At 31.2% G+C, this 21,650-nt stretch carries 21 protein-coding genes; 3 read left to right on the top strand and 18 right to left on the bottom strand.

The genetic code is table 11. The features are described from left to right. Positions 1–47: 47 nt before the first annotated feature. From AC1RPV_RS04395 to map, 18 genes are all read right to left on the bottom strand, one after another. Positions 48–1,580, bottom strand: a complete 1,533-nt coding sequence (locus AC1RPV_RS04395) for a lipopolysaccharide biosynthesis protein (protein ID WP_481761533.1) — start codon at positions 1,578–1,580, stop codon at positions 48–50. Positions 1,581–1,595: 15 nt separating this feature from the next. Next, a complete protein-coding gene (locus AC1RPV_RS04390) occupies positions 1,596–2,483 on the bottom strand; it encodes a glycosyltransferase family 92 protein (RefSeq protein ID WP_481761534.1) in 888 nt (295 codons plus the stop codon). Positions 2,484–2,569: 86 nt separating this feature from the next. Beyond that, the gene (locus AC1RPV_RS04385; protein WP_481761535.1) at positions 2,570–3,499 is read right to left on the bottom strand and encodes a glycosyltransferase family 2 protein; all 930 of its coding nucleotides are present in this window, start codon (positions 3,497–3,499) and stop codon (positions 2,570–2,572) included. A 38-nt stretch (positions 3,500–3,537) separates the two neighbouring features. Beyond that, on the bottom strand, positions 3,538–4,653 hold the full coding sequence (locus AC1RPV_RS04380) for an EpsG family protein (RefSeq protein ID WP_481761536.1): 1,116 nt from the start codon (positions 4,651–4,653) through the stop codon (positions 3,538–3,540). Between the two features lie 91 nt (positions 4,654–4,744). Next, entirely contained in the window at positions 4,745–5,692 is a 948-nt protein-coding gene (locus AC1RPV_RS04375; protein WP_481761537.1) for a glycosyltransferase, read from the bottom strand. 16 nt (positions 5,693–5,708) lie between these two features. Then, entirely contained in the window at positions 5,709–6,683 is a 975-nt protein-coding gene (locus AC1RPV_RS04370; RefSeq protein ID WP_481761538.1) for a Stealth CR1 domain-containing protein, read from the bottom strand. Positions 6,684–6,759: 76 nt separating this feature from the next. Continuing rightward, complete coding sequence (locus AC1RPV_RS04365) at positions 6,760–7,731, bottom strand: DUF6625 family protein (RefSeq protein WP_481761539.1); 972 nt, start codon at positions 7,729–7,731, stop codon at positions 6,760–6,762. A gap of 37 nt (positions 7,732–7,768) precedes the next feature. Next, the gene (locus AC1RPV_RS04360) at positions 7,769–8,917 is read right to left on the bottom strand and encodes a glycosyltransferase (protein ID WP_481761540.1); all 1,149 of its coding nucleotides are present in this window, start codon (positions 8,915–8,917) and stop codon (positions 7,769–7,771) included. Further along, entirely contained in the window at positions 8,914–9,798 is an 885-nt protein-coding gene (locus AC1RPV_RS04355; protein WP_481761541.1) for an NAD-dependent epimerase/dehydratase family protein, read from the bottom strand. Before AC1RPV_RS04355 ends, AC1RPV_RS04360 begins: the two co-directional genes overlap by 4 nt. After that, positions 9,791–10,381, bottom strand: coding sequence for a sugar transferase (locus tag AC1RPV_RS04350; protein ID WP_481761542.1), 591 nt, complete (start codon positions 10,379–10,381; stop codon positions 9,791–9,793). The genes AC1RPV_RS04355 and AC1RPV_RS04350 overlap by 8 nt, the downstream gene beginning before the upstream one ends. After that, positions 10,381–12,210, bottom strand: coding sequence for a polysaccharide biosynthesis protein (locus tag AC1RPV_RS04345; protein WP_481761543.1), 1,830 nt, complete (start codon positions 12,208–12,210; stop codon positions 10,381–10,383). The genes AC1RPV_RS04350 and AC1RPV_RS04345 overlap by 1 nt, the downstream gene beginning before the upstream one ends. Positions 12,211–12,254: 44 nt before the next feature. Further along, entirely contained in the window at positions 12,255–12,980 is a 726-nt protein-coding gene (locus AC1RPV_RS04340; RefSeq protein WP_481761629.1) for a CpsD/CapB family tyrosine-protein kinase, read from the bottom strand. A 23-nt stretch (positions 12,981–13,003) separates the two neighbouring features. Beyond that, complete coding sequence (locus tag AC1RPV_RS04335; protein WP_481761544.1) at positions 13,004–13,747, bottom strand: YveK family protein; 744 nt, start codon at positions 13,745–13,747, stop codon at positions 13,004–13,006. A gap of 13 nt (positions 13,748–13,760) precedes the next feature. Then, on the bottom strand, positions 13,761–14,744 hold the full coding sequence (locus tag AC1RPV_RS04330; protein WP_481761545.1) for an LCP family glycopolymer transferase: 984 nt from the start codon (positions 14,742–14,744) through the stop codon (positions 13,761–13,763). 286 nt (positions 14,745–15,030) lie between these two features. Beyond that, a complete protein-coding gene (locus AC1RPV_RS04325; protein ID WP_481761546.1) occupies positions 15,031–16,776 on the bottom strand; it encodes an MFS transporter in 1,746 nt (581 codons plus the stop codon). A gap of 32 nt (positions 16,777–16,808) precedes the next feature. Next, positions 16,809–17,702 carry a YihY/virulence factor BrkB family protein gene (locus AC1RPV_RS04320; protein ID WP_481761547.1) on the bottom strand — a complete coding sequence of 298 codons (894 nt, stop codon included), beginning with the start codon at positions 17,700–17,702 and terminating at the stop codon, positions 16,809–16,811. A gap of 101 nt (positions 17,703–17,803) precedes the next feature. Continuing rightward, on the bottom strand, positions 17,804–18,673 hold the full coding sequence (gene galU, locus AC1RPV_RS04315; RefSeq protein ID WP_481761548.1) for a UTP--glucose-1-phosphate uridylyltransferase GalU: 870 nt from the start codon (positions 18,671–18,673) through the stop codon (positions 17,804–17,806). Positions 18,674–18,825: 152 nt separating this feature from the next. Next, positions 18,826–19,608 (bottom strand): type I methionyl aminopeptidase, encoded by a 783-nt coding sequence (map, locus tag AC1RPV_RS04310; RefSeq protein ID WP_409022111.1) that lies wholly within the window; start codon positions 19,606–19,608, stop codon positions 18,826–18,828. Between the two features lie 151 nt (positions 19,609–19,759). Between map and AC1RPV_RS04305 the strand changes: the two genes are divergently transcribed. From AC1RPV_RS04305 to AC1RPV_RS04295, 3 genes are read left to right on the top strand one after another with little or no spacing between them, the layout of a single operon-like run. Then, the gene (locus AC1RPV_RS04305) at positions 19,760–20,218 is read left to right on the top strand and encodes a flavodoxin (protein ID WP_481761549.1); all 459 of its coding nucleotides are present in this window, start codon (positions 19,760–19,762) and stop codon (positions 20,216–20,218) included. Between the two features lie 2 nt (positions 20,219–20,220). Then, a complete protein-coding gene (locus tag AC1RPV_RS04300; RefSeq protein ID WP_481761550.1) occupies positions 20,221–20,634 on the top strand; it encodes a GtrA family protein in 414 nt (137 codons plus the stop codon). Between the two features lie 40 nt (positions 20,635–20,674). Then, positions 20,675–21,637, top strand: a complete 963-nt coding sequence (locus AC1RPV_RS04295; protein WP_481761551.1) for a glycosyltransferase family 2 protein — start codon at positions 20,675–20,677, stop codon at positions 21,635–21,637. Positions 21,638–21,650: the final 13 nt, after the last annotated feature.

Below are 21,650 nucleotides of genomic sequence, written 5' to 3'. Positions count from 1 at the left end.
TGGTAGCTACAATAACTACTTAACACAGCTTTTAAAAATAAAAATCATTATTTATTTAATATCCTTCTTAAAACCAATTTTTTAACATAATTTGTTTCGTCATATCTAATAAATAAGAAATAGAATAATGTACTTGCTAGAATAAATACAACAGCAGATGCTATCAAAATACTGAAAATCCCTTGAATTACAATAATTTTTAGTAAATACGAAATTATTCCTAATTCTATTCCAATTATTCCCATATAACCAAAATATTTAAGATAATATTTTTTCATACTACGTTTGAATCCATATTTGAATAAGATAAGTGGTTCCCACCATAAATTAATTCCAATATTACTTACTATTGTACCAATTAATATACCATTAATGCCGAGATTTGTTGTCATTAACAAAAGAATTGAAACTATCATATTAACTACAGCTTCAAGTAGTGATTTATATCTCATTGGCCAAAATAATCCACGTGCACCAATAAAATTTAATACAGTCTGTCTAAATTGAACAAGTACAAAATTTATAACAATAAGTAACACGGTAAAGTTCGATAAGACGTAATTTGATCCTATCCAAAATTTAATAAAAGATTCAATAACTGCGTATAACGTTATAGCAATAACTGATGTAATACCGGCATTTATATACATATAACGATAAAACACAACTTCTTGATAATCTTCATCCTCCGTTACTCCTAGATTACCTAATCCAGCTGTGACAGCAGAGATACTTTGTGTCAACACACTGGAAATACTATTTACAATCAGCATATAATTAGAATATATTCCTACTAATCTAACGCCTAAAAATGCCGATATTAATATATTATCCGTTCCAAAAACTAATATAGTACCAATTTTTGAAGAAACAGTCCCAAATATATTTTTCTTCATATAGTTGATGACTTTAGGATTTACTTTAACAGTTTTCATTTCGGAAAGAAATTCAAATTCCCTATCAACAAGTTTTGAAATTCTCAAGTTAGATAACAATGTTATAATTATTTGGATTACTAAGTACCAAACATATTGTCTAAATAAAAGTAAAAAGATAATTTGTAATACTGTCTGCATTATCGTAAAAATTAATCTATTTAAACTATCCTTATATCCTTCTTGATTTGCAATTAATAAGGAACGTTTATACGTAAAAAAGTAACTAACAACCGTATTTAATAAAAATAGTACAAACATAACTCGCGGAAATGGTACAGGACTACCGCCCTTCATTAAAATAGTTATAAATGGAGTAAATGCTAAACCCATAATCAAAATTACGATACCAATCACATTATACACTTTTCTAAATAAATTCATGACACCAGCAATTTCACCATGATTACTAGTAGCAAGAGGATCGTACAGTGAGTACGTTATCGCCCCACCAATCCCTAATTCAGCAAAGGATAGAAAACTCAACACATTAGCATATAGCCCATTGATTCCCATGTAATCGGCACCAAGAGTTTTAATAAATACTGTCTGCAATGCAAACTTCAAAACTAACATTATTACTTGCGATAGTGCAGCGATTGATGTATTTTTAGCTGCTATACCAGTTCGAGAATTATTATTCATACATCACACTTACCCTCATCTGTTAAGTTCTTGTACACGTTTAATTTCTGTTTTAATTTTATCCGTGTACTTTAACATGCCGTTATCATAGACATCATTAATATCGTGCTTCTTAAAATCAAGATAACTACGTTCTTTTATATCATTACTTTGATCAGCATATCCTCTTTTTACTTTATTCTCGAATTCTTCAAGTGATTTTGCATAGTAATGATTAACCCTCACGTGTTCCCTTGATACAATTTTAGGTCTTTTTTCATTTGTCCATGGATATCCCCATAACCTATTTCCGTTTTCATCAGTCGTTTTACCGGCCACATCATACCAATGTGGTATTCTCATATCAATTACTAATCTAGGATTTACGATAGGTTTTGAATCTAAAATAATATCATTTTTTGATCTATTTAAAAATGTCTCAGTAACTAATCCATTTGATTTTTTAATCAAATTAGATGAGCCGAACATCACCCAACCAATTTCAATTTGAGCAACGTTTTCACTAAATTCATTTAAAAAAGAATCAATATTTTTTTCATCAATTAATACTAAATATTCATCTAAATCTAGTGTTAATAGCCATTTTGTTTCTGTCTTACAGCGCTCGACAGCATCCAGATATGCTGGTATTTGTTGCTTATCACCCGGAAAATAGATATATTCAACCACTTTACTTTTAATATACGGTTCTAAAATTTCTTTTAAATTATCAGTAGATTCGTTATCATAAATATAAAATTTTGATATACCAATAATTTTATGATATTCAATCCATTCTTGAACGTATAGTGCTTCATTTTTAATAATTGCCACTAATGACACGCTATTAATAAAATCAGTTTTTTCTTCAATTATTTTTACTTGTTTATACCTTTTATTTCCGTAGTTCATCTTATTTTTCATATACTTTATCATATTATATGCCGTAATAAAATTACGCCTAAAACTTTTTTTTATTAAATTGATAGTAACCACCTAATCACTCTCTATTAAACAAACCATATAATTATTCTTTGTGCTGTTGTATTAATTAAACTATGAAATTTATGATACAAAGAATATCTTTTAAAGATATTCTTTGTATCATAAAACTTATATGTATCTTCTAGCATTTTTTTTTCAGTATCATTTTTAATGATATTAGAAAATCTTTCATACAGAACAATATTTTCCTTTTTAATCCGACCTAATTGTTTATATCTTATTTTTAATCTACGAAAAACTTCATACAAGTGTACATTACTCTTACCAATTCCGATGACGTTATTTTCATGTTGTCTATAGTAAACCGTTACTTTATCAATGTACGTTAAATTCCCACTTGCTGAGCTGATTTTAGCAATAATTGAATCATGCATTGTTACATTTTCAATATCTTCATCTGTTAACATAAGTACTTCATCTCTTAGTTTCTTATTAATTGCTAATGCCGCTCCGGTTACTTTAAAATTGAATAATAAATCATTCAATGAATGATTATAATTTTCGCCTACTAACATTTTAGACATTTTAATATTTGTTGAAACAGCCTTTTTATCAGCAATCATAAGATCTGAAAATATAGCTTGTGTTATTTTATTGTCTAACAAATCAAATTTATCCATAAATTGCATTATTTTATCTGAAACCCAAACATCATCTTGATCAGAAAAAAAATAGTAATCAGCATCGACAACCCTAAGTAATTCAAAAAAGGAACGTTTAACACCCATATTTCCGCTTGAATAAATTATTTTTAACAAATTTTTATTTTCGTATCTTTTTAAAATATCTATTGTATTATCTGTTGAACCATCATCTCTAACATAAATCTGTATGTTATCTTCATTTTTATATTTTTGCTCAATAATACTATTTAATTGTTCCTCGACGTACTTTTCGCCATTATACGTTGACATAATCACAGCTATATTTTTCAAAAATTTACTCCTTAATTACTTTTCTTTAAACGACAATGCTAAAGCGATTTCCAATGTACTAAATATGGAATACTGTCAACAAATTCTTGTGGTACTAACACTCCATAAAACGCTATAACAGCTAATAAGAGTATCCCCACCATCATTAAATCAATCTTTAATAATATTCTACTATCAATCTCATCTTTATGCTCCCTAATTAGCGCGTATGCAATTATAATTGGTGCGAAAGAGTTACGTTGGAACCGTTGATATTGTATCGACATAACTAAAAATGGGAGTGCTACAAGACCAGTTAACGAAATTAAGAATAACAATTTCAATTTATTTTTAATCTCAGTTGATAGGCTATTAATTTTCAAAAAATAATATCCAAGTCCTAACATTGAAAAATATGATAAAGCTATTTCTATAAGCATTATTTTTGATGAACCAGCAGCATAACTTGTGTTCAGTTTATCAAACAATTGTGTCCTAGATGAATGCAATGAAACTTTCGTTATTATATTTTTCAATAAACCACTTAAACCTGGAATAAATTGTACAATTGTTAAAATTACAAAAAAACCAATAATTAATTGTACAAAAATTTTCACATATTTTTCGCTCAAAAAGCTTAAGGGAATTATTATTAAAAATATATATCCAGATGAATGCATTGATGCGCTCAATAAGATTAATCCGATGGCAATAATAATATTTTTTACATTTTTTTTCTGTAAAAAACTTAGCCCTAATAGAGCAATAGAAATCATAAAAAAATTACGTGCCTGTGTTGCCTCATTAAAAAAAGGAAAAATTGCAAAAACCCAAACAAAAGATCCTAAATTCTTTGTAAATCTTAATATTGCAACTGTCAAAATAATAAAACTAACAATAAATAATATTAATCTAAAATCAGCATATGTCACTCCGTTTGCCGCAAAAATTCGAGAAAGCCACATATAGCCCCACTCAAATTGGTGATTATATGGTGCTAAAGAACTATTATCATAATTAATAAGATAACTAGGATAATCGGTCGTCGTCATCTTACTAGCAGCACCCGCTAGCCATGCTAATATTCCGATTCCAATGAACGGAATGATATTATTTTTTTTACCATGAACATGATCCAAAAAGAAATTGGTTACTATTGCAAATAAATATGTCATATAAACTCCTAGATAGTCATTTCTTAAACAATTAATGAAATTTGCTTATGCTGTATTCCATTTTTAATTAAATTTTATGTAAATACTAACATTATTTTTTGAATAACCTTAATATTTCCTCCAAATAGAGTAAGGTATTGTGACCGTGAATATTGGTAAAAAAACCATTCTTTTTGCCAAATATTATGGCTTCGATACCCTTCTTTTCTACAAAATATTTCAACATAGTAATTCTTTTTTTTATTTTAATAGGCGAATTTGAAAATTGTAGTTCTAATTCATTAACCAATTTGGAAAATCGATCAAATTTAACTTTATATTTTTTTAAATCAATTAACTTACTTTTTATAATTGTACTTTTTTTATGTGCATCGGCACCTCTTGTAATATTAAATGAATGCATTCTATGACCATCAGTCGCACTATCTATATATCCAATCCCATCATATAATCCAGCAACTAATGCAAGCCATGCATCATGATTAACTGCTTCTATCGGGATGTTTTTTGAAATTTCTAATAAGTTACGATTAATAATCATCGTATTACCCATTAACCAGTTATGTAGAAAAATACGTTGATATGTTGGTTTATTTTTCTTTTCTACACCACTGTAGTTCACACTTCCGTCCCCCACTACTTCAAAAAACTCGTCATAATTCGTATATACAAGCTTAGGCAGTACTTTTTCGTTAGGCAGGTGTCTAATTTCATTTAATGATATCTCAATTTTATTTGTATACCATACATCATCCTGATCTGAGAACATAACATATTCATACTGGTCTGGAACGTTATTCATTAAAATTTCAAAATTTCCTAATTGGCCCTTTTCATTAATATTTAGCGAGCTATCTAGTATCGTTATTTTAGGATCTCTTTTAAAATTATCTAAAATTTTACTGGTATTATCTTTCGAAAAATCATCTCTAATAAATAGGTGCCAATTCCCATATGATTGATTCTTAATACTTTCAATTTGCTCCATTAAAAATTTTTCACCATTGTAGGTAGCCATTAAAATTGCAACGTCACTCATAATTAGATCCTCCTAATTAGCTAAAGTGTTCAGCGAATATTTTTCTTAATTGTTCTTTCGTTTCTGAAAGGCTCTCCAATGGTAACGATATGTCGTTTATAACAACTATTTTTGCCTTGGATTTTAAGGCGCGCTTTATTTTTGAAAAATCTCCATCTTCTGGCAACTTCTCAAACTTTCCAAACGAAAATCTACGTGGTTCAAAATTCCCTTTTGAAAGTTGCCAATCGCGTGCCAACCAAATATTTACATCATTTCTAGTACGAAAACGATTTTTACTAAGTTCGGCTAACAAAGCTGGTTCTTTTTGATATATTTCTTTAAATGTACTTTTCAATAAACTACTAGGCAAATGCGGTTCATACCATCCCAGAACAGACCTATATGGTAAAACTAAGAAATTTCTTACATTTTGAAACCCGTATTGCCAATTAAATATTTTAAAGAAATTCTTCTTCAAAATATTATTTTTTGAGAACCACTTATTAATAATAAGTATATTATTAAAAGGTATTAACGAAAATTCTTCCGACGGTTGAATAAGTCCCATTAATCCTACATCCTTAGGAGTCCCATCTTGAGAAAAGAAATCTGTTGGATCTACCTTGTTAGTTATAAACGTATCGTCATTAAATACGATAAAATGTTCCGATAAATTTTTAATTCTTGGAATATTCATTTCAATGACATTCGAATTAAAAGTAGGTAAATATTCTTCAGGAATAAAATCAGAATGATCAACAATTGTTAGATTTTTCATGTCCAATGGAAACTTCGGAACTTGTTTGTCGGTAATTAAAAAAATATGGTTTACCCATGGTGCAAATTTTTTTACACCTTCAAACCACCATTTAAAAATATCATAATCTCTGAAACGTTCATCCGCATTTAAATTTTTGTTTCCCGCGTACTTATTTTTTTTATTCCGCCAGATATCATCATTTCCATCAACCCATGTCACTACAAAATCAATTTTAAAATTATCACTCATGACTAAGTTCTCCTTAATATTTATTAGTGATTTTAATATTCAGATAAAAAGTGTTAATCTATTTTCAATCTTATATTTAGAGCCAAATTCTTCGTATTCTAGCCTTAAGCTCCCCATTAAATAATTGCTTAATATAATATTGGAAATATCTGCGGATACCATTAGGCCATTTTCCTTCATTATATTTCTTTATATTTTCAATAGACAACTTTTCATCTGTTATAAACTTATTAGGTACAATTAAAAAGCTATGGTCATCATTTGATATTTCAACATCAACTTGCATTTTTCTTTTTTGTAAATGAATATATTCTATCTTTTTAGTTTTAATTTTTCCGTTATCAATATAATTCATTACTAGTTCCCCATCATGCCATCTAAACACTTGATATTGTTTTCCCTCAGAAATATCAAGTGTTATAAATCGAAATGCTTTTACCCAAATATCAGCATAATAGACCTTTTCTTTATATGGATCATATATTCTCATATCTGTGTCGGGCATAAATTTTGCAGTTCCCCAAATTTCATCAAAGTGAGTTGCGTCATCAGTTGTAAATGCCTGCTTATAATTGTACGTCCCTTTTTTATGATGATCAATTTTATATGCATTATTAATTTGATTATTATTTCTATACATTTGAAAATGTCCACGAGTATTTATTTTGTCATATTTTTTTAGTATATCCTCAGATAAAAATTTTTTTAAATCTCCAAATATAGTATCAATATCCACAAATCCCCACCAATCATATCCCGAGATGTCTTCCTCAAATATTTCACCGTAAGCCGGTTTGTAGTCATTCAACTTATACGGATTATTAATTTTTATAGGAAATGTATAATGTGATCTTATTTTCGCTTGAATATCTTTAAAGTTGACTATTTTTATTTTAACATTCGGTATGGTTGTAGATATATTTTGATCAGTATATATTAGAAAATCTATCTCATTATTATATTCCGCTGATTTTAACCATAAATCAAAATAATTTGGTAATTCTCCAAAATATATAGCTATCAATACTATTTTTGTGTTTTTAATCATTGCGAATCCTTTCAATTTATAGACAACATCGCATAATTTAAATTTTAGAATATAAACTATACATAATTTCATTTACATTCTTAATACTATATTTTTTTGATACTTCAATATTGTTTTTAACAATTTTTTCGTATTCTTTATCATTGATGCCTAGTAAATTTTCTATAGCTTTCACAAACTGGGAAATATCAGTAGGATCATCCACTACACACCCGCTGATACCATTTTCTGTGTAATCTTTGATCCCCCCTAAGTAAGTACTTACTAATGGAAGACCAGTAGCCATAGCTTCTAATCCCGCTAGTCCTAATCCTTCTCGTTTAGATGGAAAAAGAGAAAAATCTGCTATATCTAAATATTGTTTAATATTTTCAGAATAACCTGTAAAAATAATCTTTTCTTCTAATCCATACTCTTTCACTTTTTTTTCTAATAAATCTCTTTGATCTCCAACACCGCATATAATATATGTAATATCAATTTTATCTTTCAATTTATTTACTGCTTCTATTCCCACAATATGATTTTTCCGCTTAGATAATTCACCTACAGAAATCATCACTTTACTATTCTTACTTATCTTTAAATCAGTTTTCAATTCATCGATATTAGTTGATTGTTCTCGTAATTGTTCCCATTTTATTCCAACGCCAGGCACATGTAAAACTTCTTTTATACCAAAAGATTTTCCAATTGAGTAATCTTCATTGTTGATTGTTATTAAAATATCCGTATATTTAGATAAGTAACGTTCTATAGGATAAAATAATATCCAATCTTTTTTCGGCCCGCCCTTAAAGAACTGAAAGCCATGTGCCGTATAAACAATTTTAGTTTCTTTATTATTTTTAAAAACTAATCTAGTTAATACACTTCCCATCGGTGAATGGCAATGCACAAAATTATAGGTAGTTGTACTTGCTAATTTTTCAAGCTGATTATATGCTTTTTTATTTGCTTTTATTGAACCAATTCCTCTTAAAAAGTCAATTTGATGACAAATTATATTTTTTCCTTCAAGCTTCTTTTTTAAGGAATTAGCCATATCATCTGGTATAGTTCCAGCGGAATAAAAGTTAGTTGCAACTTCCACATTATATCCTAATTCTTGTAATATTCTGATATTATCCATATTAAATTGTTCAATCATTGAAGCAACCGACGCAACGATTAAAACTTTTTTCATTTCTTATCCTCCATTAAAATTTTCGTTATCGTATTTTCTAATGTAAGTCCTAATGTATATTCGAAAGAGCACTCGCTAATTTTTTTATCATAAACTTTACTACCATATATTTTATTAAAAACACGAAACTTCCTTGATAATAGAGAAATAAGCGGATTAAAAATAGAGATAAAGTATACTTTCTTTCTTAATAATTTCCTTGTTACTTTGATTACATCGCTTGTAGAAACATATTCTTTATTTTGAGGGAAATAAAGGCCTGATGCATCATTAATAATTATCTGTTTGATAAATTCTGTTAATACATCTACATAAATCATACTTCGTTCATTGTTAATACTTGGGAAAATCAGGGATTTCTCAGCTAACTTCAGTAGCCTTGGAAAATTACCCTTACTATTCGGTCCGTAAACCATCGGAGTTCTGATAACAACCGTTTTAAAGTTATCGTCTGCTAATTTTTGAATTTCTACATCTGCCTGTAGCTTACTATCACCATAAAAATCAATTGGGTTCATTATTGTCTCTCGAGTAATTATATTAGTATTTTGTAGTCCATTTTTTTCACCATATACTATCATACTTGATAAAAAAATAAATTGTTTCACTCCCTCAGATTTAGCTTTTTTAGCCAAATTAATTGCGAGATCTCTATTTACTTTATAATATTGATCCTCCATACTCGGATCCGAAGATACATGTGCAATACCCGCAACATTAAGTACTACATCATATAGACCAAAATTTTTTCCTCTCCATTTATCATCTCGAACGCTCATCATATCAACTGATATATCTTCCGATTCTGATTTATTAATCCAGCTTTTAAATGCCCCTCCAATATAACTATGTGCACCGGTTATCAAAACTCGTTTAGTCATCACTCTTACCTTCCTTTACACCATCACTCTTTAAAACTGATGTAATTGTTCCAAAAAAAATTTTTAAATCTTCTGAAAAAGATAAAAGTTGCACGTAATCACCATCAATTTTTGATTTCTCAGCAATAGATAATTCATCTCTCCCACTAATTTGTGCTAATCCAGTTAACCCTGGGTAAACGTTATTAGCGCCGTACTTTTCACGTTCGTTAATTAAATCTTCTTGACTCCAAAGTGCTGGTCGAGGACCAACGATACTCATCTTACCTGTTAAAATATTAATAATTTGTGGTAATTCGTCAAGACTCGTTTTTCGTAAAATTTTACCCGAGCGAGTAATGAAAGCATCCGGATCTTTCAATAAGTGAGTAGGTACATCAGGTGTATCAGTTCTCATCGTCCTAAATTTTAAAATACCAAAGTAGGTTTTATTAATACTTACCCGCTTTTGTACAAAGAAAATAGGGCCTTTCGAATCGACTTTAACAATAATTGCGATAATTAAAAAAATAGGCGATAAAAGTACAAGGCCTACTAAAGAAATAACAAAATCAATTGTTCTTTTAAAATATTTTTTATACATTAACGCATACCTTCCGAATCAATTGAGGGTTCACCATTATGAGTATGTGCATATCTAATAACTTCTTTTTTCAAAGCAGTACCAGTTAACGGCTCTACACTCTTAACAAAACTCATAATTTCATCAATCTTGTATGGTGTTACTTTACCCAAGAAAATTTTTTCAAATACTTGCTCTTGCTGTTTTTCACTACTTACTAATAATTCTTCATACAGTTTCTCTCCAGGTCTCATACCTGACTCAACAATATCAATATCGTTTTCAGTATATCCACTTAATTTAATCATTTTTCGTGCTAAATCAACAATTTTAACCGGTTTACCCATATCTAAGATAAATAGTTCTCCACCTTTAGATAGCGTCCCCGCTTGAATCACTAAACGGCTAGCTTCAGGAATTGTCATAAAGAATCTTGTCATTCTAAGATCAGTAACAGTAACTGGTCCACCTTTAGCTATCTGTTTCTTAAACAGTGGTACAACACTACCACGGCTACCAAGAACATTACCAAAACGAACAACGGCGAATTTTGTATGACCTGGTTCATTCAAACTAGTTACAATCATTTCAGCGAGACGTTTCGTTGCCCCCATAATATTAGGCGGATTTACTGCTTTATCAGTTGAAATCATTACAAATGATTTCACATTTGCAGACTTAGCAGCTTCAGCAACATTTTTCGTACCATAAACATTATTTTTAATGGCTTCAGTTGGGTTAGCTTCCATTAATGGTACATGTTTGTGTGCTGCAGCATGATAGACTATTTCTGGTTTATATTGTGCCATTAAGTCAAAAATATGTGCCCGGTCTTGAACATCCGCAATAATCGGCACAATTTCAATTTTCCCAGCATAAAGATTTTTTAATTCTTGATGAATCAAATAAATTGAATTTTCTCCATGTCCTAGTAAAATTAGTCGTTTAGGACCAAATTTGCTAACCTGTCGACAAATTTCTGAACCAATAGAGCCACCCGCTCCTGTAACTAAAATTGTTTTACCATATATTTTGCTTTCAATCTTAGCCATATCAAGTTTAATCTCTTGTCGACCCAGTAAATCAACAACGTCAATCTCATGCATTTTTCTAGAATCACTATTGTCTTCTAACATATCTTCAAAACTTGACATGCGATTAATTTTAACTTTTAGAGGATTTAAAATATCTAACAAGTCCTCGTAATTATGGGGACTTAATGAAGGAATAGCAATTGAGACCTGTTCAACATCGTATTCTTCGACAATCATTGGAATTTCTTGGAAAGTTCCCAAAACTTTCTTACCCATCATCCACATTTTTTGTTTTTGAATATCATTATCGACGTATCCAATAACATTCAAGTCGGCATTATCTCTTTGTATTCTTTCCATTAAAGCTTCTGCGCCATCCCCTGCACCGACTATTAATGTTGTAATTAATGTTTCTGATTCTTCATTATTAAAGATATTTTCAACAAGATAGCGCCATGCAAATCGGCTGCCACCAATAAAAAGGAGGGCCAGTAAATAAGTTAATATTCCAAAACGAATACTATAATTTGAACTTATGAAAAAATAACTAATATTACTAATAACTGCTGTAATTGTTATTGCAATAAAAATTGCAATTATTTCTTTAAAGCTAGCATACCTATTAATTTTAGAAAAGAGGTTTAATGAGTATCCAATTATTAGGTATAAAATCAAACATATACACCCAAATTCCAATAAATCAGAGTTACTAAAACTAATATACGGCCCTAAAAATAACCTCGATAATGAAATTGAAACTACCCAAATCAAACTATCCAATCCAGTTAAAACAACCTGTTTACTTTTCCTAGTCACCTATAATCCCTGCTTCCTTAAATTATCCTACGTCTACTTAATTATTATTTATAATAGCCATAATACCCACCATAATAACCTGACTCATCACTACCTGAAACATCATTCAAAATCGTCCCAATGATTCTTGCATGAACGGTATCTAATAATTCTTTTGCTTTCAAAACGGCACCTTTATTTGCCACACCTTGTCTCACAACTAAAATTGTACCATCAACTTTTGTTGCAACAATTTGTGCATCTGTTACAGAAATTAATGGTGGTGTATCGATGATAACCATATCCATTTGTTCAGCGACAGCTGTAATTAAAGAATCCATCCGTTTTGTATTCAATAATTCTGAAGGGTTCGGTGGAGTAGGACCTGCAGGCATAACATATAAATTTTCAATTGGTGTTTCTTCAACTGCTTTTGCAACATCAATACTTTTTTCAGTCAAACAATTTGTAAGCCCGGTTTCATTACTCAAACCAAAAGTTTGATGCGCAGTTGGTCTACGCATATCGGCATCAATTAACAATACTTTCAGTCCTTGATTAGCATATGTTACAGCAAGATTAGTTATAACTGTTGACTTGCCTTCTGATGGACCTGATGATGTCGCCATAATAACTTTCATTTCTTTATCAACACTTGAAAATTGGATATTCGTACGTACAGTCCTAAATTGTTCTGCAATCGTTGATGTTGGTTGAGTAACAGTAATTAATCCAACACCGTTATCAATACTATCAGTTGATAACTTTTTATCTTTTTTTAATAAACTCATCATTCAATAACCCCTTATCTATTTTAATTAGTATGCTTTCTTTTTCTTGGTGTTGATTGTCCAAAAAGTCCTTGACTCTTATTAGTTTCGTCAATATGGTTAATCATACCTAAGTTTGAAAGACCAAGATCTGTCAAAAAATCAGCGTTTTTAACTGTTTTATCAAAAAGTTCTATTGCGAATGCAATCCCAATTCCGATAAGCCCCCCTAGTAACAGACCTATTAATACATTCATCTTTTTATTAGGTGATACTGCATTAGGTTTTGCAACTGCATCAGCAACAATTGTTACATTATTAACTTTCATCACTTTTTTTATTTTATTTTTAAACGTATCAGCAACAGAGTTTGCAATATCAGCCGCGCGATATGCATTAGTATCTTTAACAGTTACACTAAAAACCTGTGAATTTTCTTGATTTGATATACTTATCTGATTTTTTAAATCATCACTCGTACCAACGAAATTATCTTTTTTAGCAATTTCTTTTCTCACAGGATCTAGTACAATTTTATTTTGAATAATGTCTTTATACGTATTAATCATTTGGACATCTGCTTGCTGTGTATTGTAAGCAGCCCCTACATTATTGGCAGTTTCTGTTCTATTAACTAATATTTGAACAGTCGAGTTATATTTTGGCGTCATAAAGAACATGGTTACAAAAAATGCTAATAGTGCCCCCGCAATTATTAACCCAATAATTAATTTAAGATGTTTCTTTAAAATGCTAAAAACTTGTTCAAGATTGATTGTCTCTTCCATTGATATAATTCTCCTAGTCTAAGTCTAATTGTTTTCTGATCATGTTGGATACTTTCGTTACTTGTGCTGATGGAACAACTTCATACGACACACCATTTATCATTTGTGATTGTCCTTGAAGTTGAACATCTTTAATTGTGCCTATAGCACTACGATACTGAGTCACTATTTTTTTCATATCAGAAAATTTCAAATTTGTTTTCATATTGCTCTCAAGTACACTCAAAATTGCTTGATAATTTGTGACACCATCAATAGAAGCTATTTTTTTACCTAATTCAGTCACAACCGAGCGTTGTCTTTTTTGACGCCCGTAATCACCATTAGGATCAGAATGTCTCATTCTAGAAAAGTCTAAAACATTACTTTCAGTTAACTCAATATCACCTTTTACGTATTGATGCCTTCCCGCTGAAAAAGCAAATGGATTATTGACCGTAATTGGACCAACGGCACCCGTTAATTCTTCCAGGCCCTTCATATTCATCTGAACATAGTAATCAATTGGAATATTTAAATAGTTTTGAATAGTATCCATCGCTAAGGAAACATCCCCATAAGCATATGCAGCATTTAATTTATTATCTGTCCCGTGACCTGTAATCGGAATCTTCGTATCACGAGGTAAACTCGTTAATGTCGTCAAGTTTGTTTTAGGATTAATTGTCGCAACCATCATTGTATCCGATCGACCTTGATCTGTTCTCCCATCTTCGCCCGTATCAACACCCAAAATTAAAACTGAGAAAGGCGCCTCTTTATCAAGAGAGACACTCCCGGTTGTTCGTTTACTTTTAACATTTACTTTTTGATATGTATTATCTACAACGTCTTTTGCATCTAGATAAACCTTCGCCATCAACACACCACCAATAACCAATAGTGCGGCAACGACGATTCCGACACCAATCCCCCATTTTTTCAGTGTACTCATTTTTTTCTTTTTATGATGATGCTTCTTGTGGCTACCTTGGTGTTTAATATTATCTTCACTCATAATTAATTACCCCTAAATTTTTTAGATGTATACAATGACACAATAATTTATTATACATGTTACCAGACTTAAATGAAACTTAAAATCGTTTGTCTAATCATTGTTTAATCTTATTGTCAACTGATATGATATTCTAAACATTTTGACCACGCTTTCAAAGTTGTAGTGCTCTACACTTTTAATTATACGTTATATTTAAAAGTATTATATTTCATTTTTAATACAGAAAAAGAACATCATTAATTATGTTCTCTTTTTGAAGTCCCTATTACTTGTTAAAACTATATCATAACTTAATTTCTTTTTTATAATCAGTGATTTTTATAAAAACAGCACTAACGCAACTAATTATCCAAGTGGCTAGAACGATGATTAAACTAATTCTTGTTATTATTTTCGTATGATAACCAATGACTAACCTATTTGTACCTATTTTAGTTGCTTTAACGGTTGGACTACCCATAGTTGACAAGGTCATTTTTTTAGGATCAAGGCTATTACCATTTAATTGAACAGTTGAATTATTATAGACTATCGCGGGTAAAGAAATCTCATTTCCTTTTTTTGTTGCGTTCCAACTCAGACTTAACTTTCCTTCACTATTAATCGTTTTACTTACTTCATCTTTATTTTTTTTCATGTCTAATCGATAATCATGATAAGGACGTTCACTTAATACTCGATTATTAGGTAAATAGTCTGGCGATGCCTTGGTAATCAACTTTAAACCATCATCTAGATTTGAACTCATAAATGCTTTGGTAATCTGTTCGTTACTCGTATTATCTGCGATATCAACATTATTGGGAGAAACTATCGACTGATTAGTATGCCATGCTTCATTACTTTTTTGAATTTCTAAATACGATTGTACTCCGACAACAAGACCTCCAACAATTAAGAATAGATCAATATACTTCCGATAATTTTTAAATGAACTACTTGATAGTGTTGCACTAAAACCCGCTAATAATAAAACTACAGCGAACCCTTCAAAGCGACGTGGGTATTGCAAGAAACTTTGTATTGATGGGATAACCTGGGCTAAATCCGTCCAAGGAACTAATTTTGACGTTAAGACTAAGAAAACTAAACCTAAACTAGTTACTACTTTATTAGTAACCGTAAATTTTGCTTGTTTTATAAACAATAAACTAATTTGTACTACAAATATGAAGCTCATAACCAAACCAATTTTAGTAAGCGTTGGCCCCCCCATCGATAAATTCATAGTTGAATTGGACATCATCACATTAACGTGCGGTGCGTATAATTTATTGTTTGCGAAAACATCTAACATGGCACCCCAAACATTAAATGTCAGAACTAACGATAATAACCCCGCCCAAAAACAGGTTAATAATAGTTTCGATTTTTGATTCGTTTGAATAAAACCAACTATAAAAAAAACGAATAGGACACCAATCGACATCAAGGCACTTAAAACATGTACCTGTATCATTACCGACATGGTTAACGCTAAGGGTAGAATTCGCAATCCTTCTGCGTTATTTTTGATCATTTTAACACCCATTAAAACAACTAGTGGCACTAGCATGATACCCCAAGCCATAAAATTTTGCTCAGTTGACCATCGCGCAATCCACAAGCTACCCATAAAAAGAACAGCCATTAATAGTGAGATATCTTTGGTCGAAGTTATTTCTTTAGCTAGTAAATACATTGAGTAACCACTAATAAAGAAAATTAAAAAAGAAGAAATAACCTGAAAATTAAACCAACTATGTACGAGTAGTAGCAACCCACCTAGCAGATAAGCAAATCCAGGCCCATACACAGCATTGATAATCCGACCACTTTGTTGAAACCCGTAATTTGTTTGGAAATAGTTAAAATTGCCTGTTTTAAATTGCATATAGATATCGTAAATACGATTAAAATGAAATAAAGAATCAGAACCTAAAACTAAACTATGTGCGAGTATCTGAGGTAAGACTAAAAACAAGCTCACACTAAACATAACAATAAATACACCGACATGATTTTTTAAATTAATCGACTTATTTTTCAATTAACTTACCTCCCCTAACGATTTATAATATTTTATTTTTTCTTACTAAATCGACTTTTATATTGCTTAAATAAGCTATTTAGCTGAATAGATTGTGCTTCAACTTCACCATGTCGAACAATAGCAATCGATGCATTAAGAACAGCACCTAGCATGATTATCCATGCCCCAAAATCCAGCCAGAATAACATAATCATTACTGTTCCGATTGCACCATAACTACTAAAAGCGCCACCGAAATACTGCACGTATATCGAAAATACTTGGGTCAATAAAATCCACCCAATGGTTGTCAAAATTGCCCCTGGTAAAACTGCCCTGAACCTAAGTCTTGCACTAGGTAATATCCGATAAAGTAATAAAATAATAATAAAAATACCGATTAAGGCGACAGGCCATTTAACCGTGGTAATCACAGTTAAAAATTCTCCCGGCAAATGTAAAATGGGTGTCAACACCTCAACTACTATTTGACTGAACCCAAAGAACAAAATAATAGCACCTAAGGAGATAACTAACCCAATCGTTAACACAAACGATACAATTCGCCCAACAATTGGATTTTGCTTCGTTTCAACACTATAGGCATGGTTGAAACTTTTCTTCAATGCATTAATCCCCTTACTTGTCGTCCATAACGTTACGACAGCACCAATTGACAATAATCCACCATTTCCATTTTTCAGAAACGATTCAATAAACGGTGCTAAAATGCTATATATCGCGGATGGCATCACAACTTTTACATATTCTAAAATAACGGACACCTTTAAATGAAGCATTGGTATTAAATTACCAATAAAAATAATTGCTGGAAAAATCGATAATAACGTATAGTACGCAATAATAACCGAAGAATTACTAACATCGGCATTAATAAATTGTGTTTTAAATATTTTAATAAACTGAACGAACTTACTTTTCATACGATTCCTCCGCGAAATACATCTATATAAGAATAAATTGTATCACATTTAGACAAAAAAATAGATTGAGCATTTAAAATCAGCCCAATCTTCTAATTTTATTATAATTTTTTAGATAACTCTTTAATGTATTCTCTAAGTTCATCCTTAACTTCTGGATGTTTCAAACCAAAATCAATACTTGTTTTTAAATAACCGAATTTATTTCCAACATCATAACGATCACCTTTAAATTCATGCGCGAATACACGTTGCACTTTATTTAAACGATCAATAGCATCAGTCAATTGGACTTCATTACCTTCACCAGGTTCTTGTGTTTCTAACATCCCGAAGATTTCTGGTGTTAACAAGTAACGACCAATAATAGCTAAATCACTTGGTGCTTCATCAACAGCTGGTTTTTCAACAAATTTTTCAACATCATATAGCCCTTTTGACACTTCACTTTGTGGTGCAATAACCCCATATTTTGATACTTCTTTATGTGGGACTTCCATTACAGCCAATGTTGAAGCATGTGTTTCTTCATAGCGATCCATCAATTGTTTTGTTAATGGTACCTTATCTTGCATGATATCATCACCCAACATAACAACAAAGGGTTCATCACCAACAAAGTCTTTAGCCATTAAAACAGCATCCCCTAAACCTCTAGGATGTGACTGGCGAATAAAGAACAAATTAATATCAGTTGTTTGCTCAACCATTTTTAATTGTTCTAATTTACCTTTAGCTTTAAGATTAGCTTCCAATTCAGGTACTGAATCAAAATGATCTTCAATTGGGCGTTTCCCTTTACCCGTAACAATTAAAATATCTTCAATCCCTGCTGCTTTAGCTTCTTCAACAATGTACTGTATCGTTGGTTTATCCACGATAGGTAACATTTCTTTAGCCATTGCTTTTGTTGCTGGTAAAAATCTAGTTCCCAAACCTGCTGCAGGTATAATTGCTTTTCTAACTTTCATAATTAACTTCTCCTTTTTTTCTTTATACGATATACAAAATCCCATTAATTTATCTCAAACTCTACGAATATTACAATTCTATCATGAATCCGCTACATTATACAAAAAAACTGCTAAACAATTAAGTTAGCAGTTCATTGTAGCTATCTATTTTATAAATATTTCGCATCAAATTCTGGATCTTGAGAGGTTAAAATCTTAGGACCATCTTTTGTGATAACAATAACATGTTCATATTGACACGACAAACTACCGTCAGCAGTTCTTGTTGTCCAACCGTTAGGATCATCACTTTCTGATTCCCAACCGCCAATATTAATCATGGGTTCAATAGTAATTGTCATCCCTTCTTTAAGACGTAATCCTTTACCAGCTTGACCATAATGAGGTACGGAAGGACTTTCATGCATGGTAGGTCCAATGCCATGTCCAACGTATTCGCGAACATCACCATAGCCCATTTGGTCTTCAGTATAAGTTTGGATAGCATGACCAATATCACCAATACGGTTACCAATAACGGCTTGATCAATTCCTAAGTAAAGGGCTTTATGCGTTACTGCCATTAATTTATCAATTTCTGGTGTAGATTCACCAACAACATAACTCCAACAAGAATCGCTCATTGCGCCATGTAAACTAACAACTGTATCTACTTTAACTAAATCATTATCTTTTAAAATTAACCCTTTACGTGGGAAAGCATGACAAATTTCATCATTAATGCTGACACAAGTCGCATATTTATAGCCTTCAAAGCCAATTTGTTCAGCAACACCACCATGGCTTTCAATATACTTACGTGAGAAAGTTTCAATTTCCCAACTAGAAATACCTGGTTTTATAATATCTCGTAATCCCTTATGCATCCCTGCAATAATAGCACCTGAAGCACGCATTTCTTCAATTTCGCGTTCTGATTTTAATGTGATCATTTAATTTGTTTCCTCCTATAATAAATAATTCTTCTCAACTATTATACCGCAATTGTATAGAATTTGTTACGAGATACTCAATTCCTTTCACAATCGTTTTTTTATCTGATATACTTTAACTACTATTTTAATATGGAAGAAGGAATTTAGTTTGGTTTCAGCTAAAGTTATTTTTGCAACAATTACAGGTAATAATGAAGACATCGCTGACATTATTACCGAAGCATTTGAAAATTTAGGTGCAACAGTTGAGATGGAAGAAATCTCACAATCAGATGCATCTGATTTAACTAACTTCGATATCAGCGTTGTCGTTCCTTATACTTATGACGAAGGCTCACTTCCTGATGAAGGCATGGACTTTTATGAAGACTTACAGGAGCTTGATTTAACCGGTAAATTATTCGGTGTTGCCGGTTCTGGCGATACATTTTATGGTGAGTTTTTTGGAACTGCTGTTGATAAGTTTGGTTCAGCTTTCGAAGAAGCAGGCGCAACAAAGGGTTCAGCTAATCTAAAAATCGATTTAGCACCTGAAGAAGAAGATATCACTAAATTAGAAGCTTTTGCTAAAGAGCTATTTGATAAAGTAACTAGCAGTGAAAACTAGTCATGAATAAAATAAATGAATTATTTCATAAACATTATGCCCTAATTTCGTATTTAATTTTTGGTGGTCTAACAACCCTAATTAACATCGTTACTTTTGTTGTTTTCCAATCATACCTTAGTGTAAATTATCAATTTGCAAACGTAATTGCATGGTTTGTTTCGGTTGTTTTTGCATTCGTCACTAATAAGCTTTGGGTATTTGGCTCAAAGAACACTCATGTTTCAGGTTTAATACGTGAAGTTTTATCTTTCTTTGGCTTTAGACTTCTATCATTAGTCATTGATCAATTAATTATGACAATTGGTGTTTCTGTTTTACACTTAGATGCATCACTCGTTAAGTTATTTGATCAAATTTTCATCGTTTTAATTAATTATATTTTTAGTAAGTTATTTATTTTCAAAAAATCATAAAATAAAATTCAGTAAATTCATCCTAGGGGGCACTTTATTTATGACAACCAAAGTTCTTTCAATCGTTGTGCCATGTTACAACGAACAAGAATCTATTCCGCTTTTTTTTGATGCGGTTGAAAAGGAGTCTATCAATTTACCAGATATCCGATTAGAATATTGGTTTATTAATGATGGTTCATCTGATAACAGCCTCAAAGAAATGCGCCAATTACAAAAAGATCATCCAGCAACAGTCCATTATGCTTCATTTTCACGAAATTTTGGAAAAGAAGCTGCTTTATATTGTGGCTTACAAAAAGCGACTGGCGATTACGTAACTGTTATGGACGTTGATTTACAAGATCCAACCAGCTTTTTGCCTAAGATGTTAGCTATTTTAGAAGATCCAGAAAATGACTACGACTGTGTGGGGACACGTCGGACAACTCGTCAAGGTGAACCTGTGATTCGCTCTGCATTCGCTACTCTTTTCTACAAATTAATAAATCGCATCTCAGATACTGAGATTGTTAATGGTGCCCGCGATTATCGCTTAATGACCCGTCAAATGGTTGATGCTGTCTTATCAATGTCAGAATACAATCGTTTTTCAAAAGGTATCTTCAGTTGGGTTGGTTTTAATACGGAATACTTAGAATACACAAATCAAGAACGTGTTGCTGGTAAAACAAGTTGGAATTTCTGGGGCTTATTCAAATATTCATTAGACGGTATCATAGCCTTTTCAGAAGTACCTCTTTCAATTGCAACATTTGTTGGTTTCCTATCATTTGTTGGCTCTCTTTTTGCAATTATCTTTATTATTATTAGAGCGTTACTCTATGGTGATCCAACAGCTGGCTGGCCATCAACGATTTCAGTTATCTTAATGATGGGTGGCATTCAATTGTTTTGTATTGGGATTCTTGGTAAATACTTAGGTAAAATTTTCTTAGAAGTCAAAAACAGACCCGTCTATATTATTAAAGAATCAGACGTCTTCAGTTCAAAAAAGGATTAATTATAGGGGGATT

It is taken from the genome of Dellaglioa sp. CoH-55-MRSF-9 (genome assembly GCF_056782155.1).
The sequence above is the reverse complement of the archived record's forward strand: the minus strand, read 5'-3'. Positions and strand labels throughout refer to the sequence as shown.

Excerpts from the sequence above, each read along its gene's own strand:
- AC1RPV_RS04395 (WP_481761533.1), bottom strand. The coding sequence starts at position 1,580 with ATGAATAATAATTCTCGAACTGGTATAGCAGCTAAAAATACATCAATC.
- AC1RPV_RS04390 (WP_481761534.1), bottom strand. The coding sequence starts at position 2,483 with ATGAAAAATAAGATGAACTACGGAAATAAAAGGTATAAACAAGTAAAA.
- AC1RPV_RS04380 (WP_481761536.1), bottom strand. The coding sequence starts at position 4,653 with ATGACATATTTATTTGCAATAGTAACCAATTTCTTTTTGGATCATGTT.
- AC1RPV_RS04375 (WP_481761537.1), bottom strand. The coding sequence starts at position 5,692 with ATGAGTGACGTTGCAATTTTAATGGCTACCTACAATGGTGAAAAATTT.
- AC1RPV_RS04370 (WP_481761538.1), bottom strand. The coding sequence starts at position 6,683 with ATGAGTGATAATTTTAAAATTGATTTTGTAGTGACATGGGTTGATGGA.
- AC1RPV_RS04365 (WP_481761539.1), bottom strand. The coding sequence starts at position 7,731 with ATGATTAAAAACACAAAAATAGTATTGATAGCTATATATTTTGGAGAA.
- AC1RPV_RS04360 (WP_481761540.1), bottom strand. The coding sequence starts at position 8,917 with ATGAAAAAAGTTTTAATCGTTGCGTCGGTTGCTTCAATGATTGAACAA.
- AC1RPV_RS04355 (WP_481761541.1), bottom strand. The coding sequence starts at position 9,798 with ATGACTAAACGAGTTTTGATAACCGGTGCACATAGTTATATTGGAGGG.
- AC1RPV_RS04350 (WP_481761542.1), bottom strand. The coding sequence starts at position 10,381 with ATGTATAAAAAATATTTTAAAAGAACAATTGATTTTGTTATTTCTTTA.
- AC1RPV_RS04340 (WP_481761629.1), bottom strand. The coding sequence starts at position 12,980 with ATGAGTTTATTAAAAAAAGATAAAAAGTTATCAACTGATAGTATTGAT.
- AC1RPV_RS04335 (WP_481761544.1), bottom strand. The coding sequence starts at position 13,747 with ATGGAAGAGACAATCAATCTTGAACAAGTTTTTAGCATTTTAAAGAAA.
- AC1RPV_RS04330 (WP_481761545.1), bottom strand. The coding sequence starts at position 14,744 with ATGAGTGAAGATAATATTAAACACCAAGGTAGCCACAAGAAGCATCAT.
- AC1RPV_RS04320 (WP_481761547.1), bottom strand. The coding sequence starts at position 17,702 with ATGAAAAGTAAGTTCGTTCAGTTTATTAAAATATTTAAAACACAATTT.
- galU (WP_481761548.1), bottom strand. The coding sequence starts at position 18,673 with ATGAAAGTTAGAAAAGCAATTATACCTGCAGCAGGTTTGGGAACTAGA.
- map (WP_409022111.1), bottom strand. The coding sequence starts at position 19,608 with ATGATCACATTAAAATCAGAACGCGAAATTGAAGAAATGCGTGCTTCA.
- AC1RPV_RS04300 (WP_481761550.1), top strand. The coding sequence starts at position 20,221 with ATGAATAAAATAAATGAATTATTTCATAAACATTATGCCCTAATTTCG.
- AC1RPV_RS04295 (WP_481761551.1), top strand. The coding sequence starts at position 20,675 with ATGACAACCAAAGTTCTTTCAATCGTTGTGCCATGTTACAACGAACAA.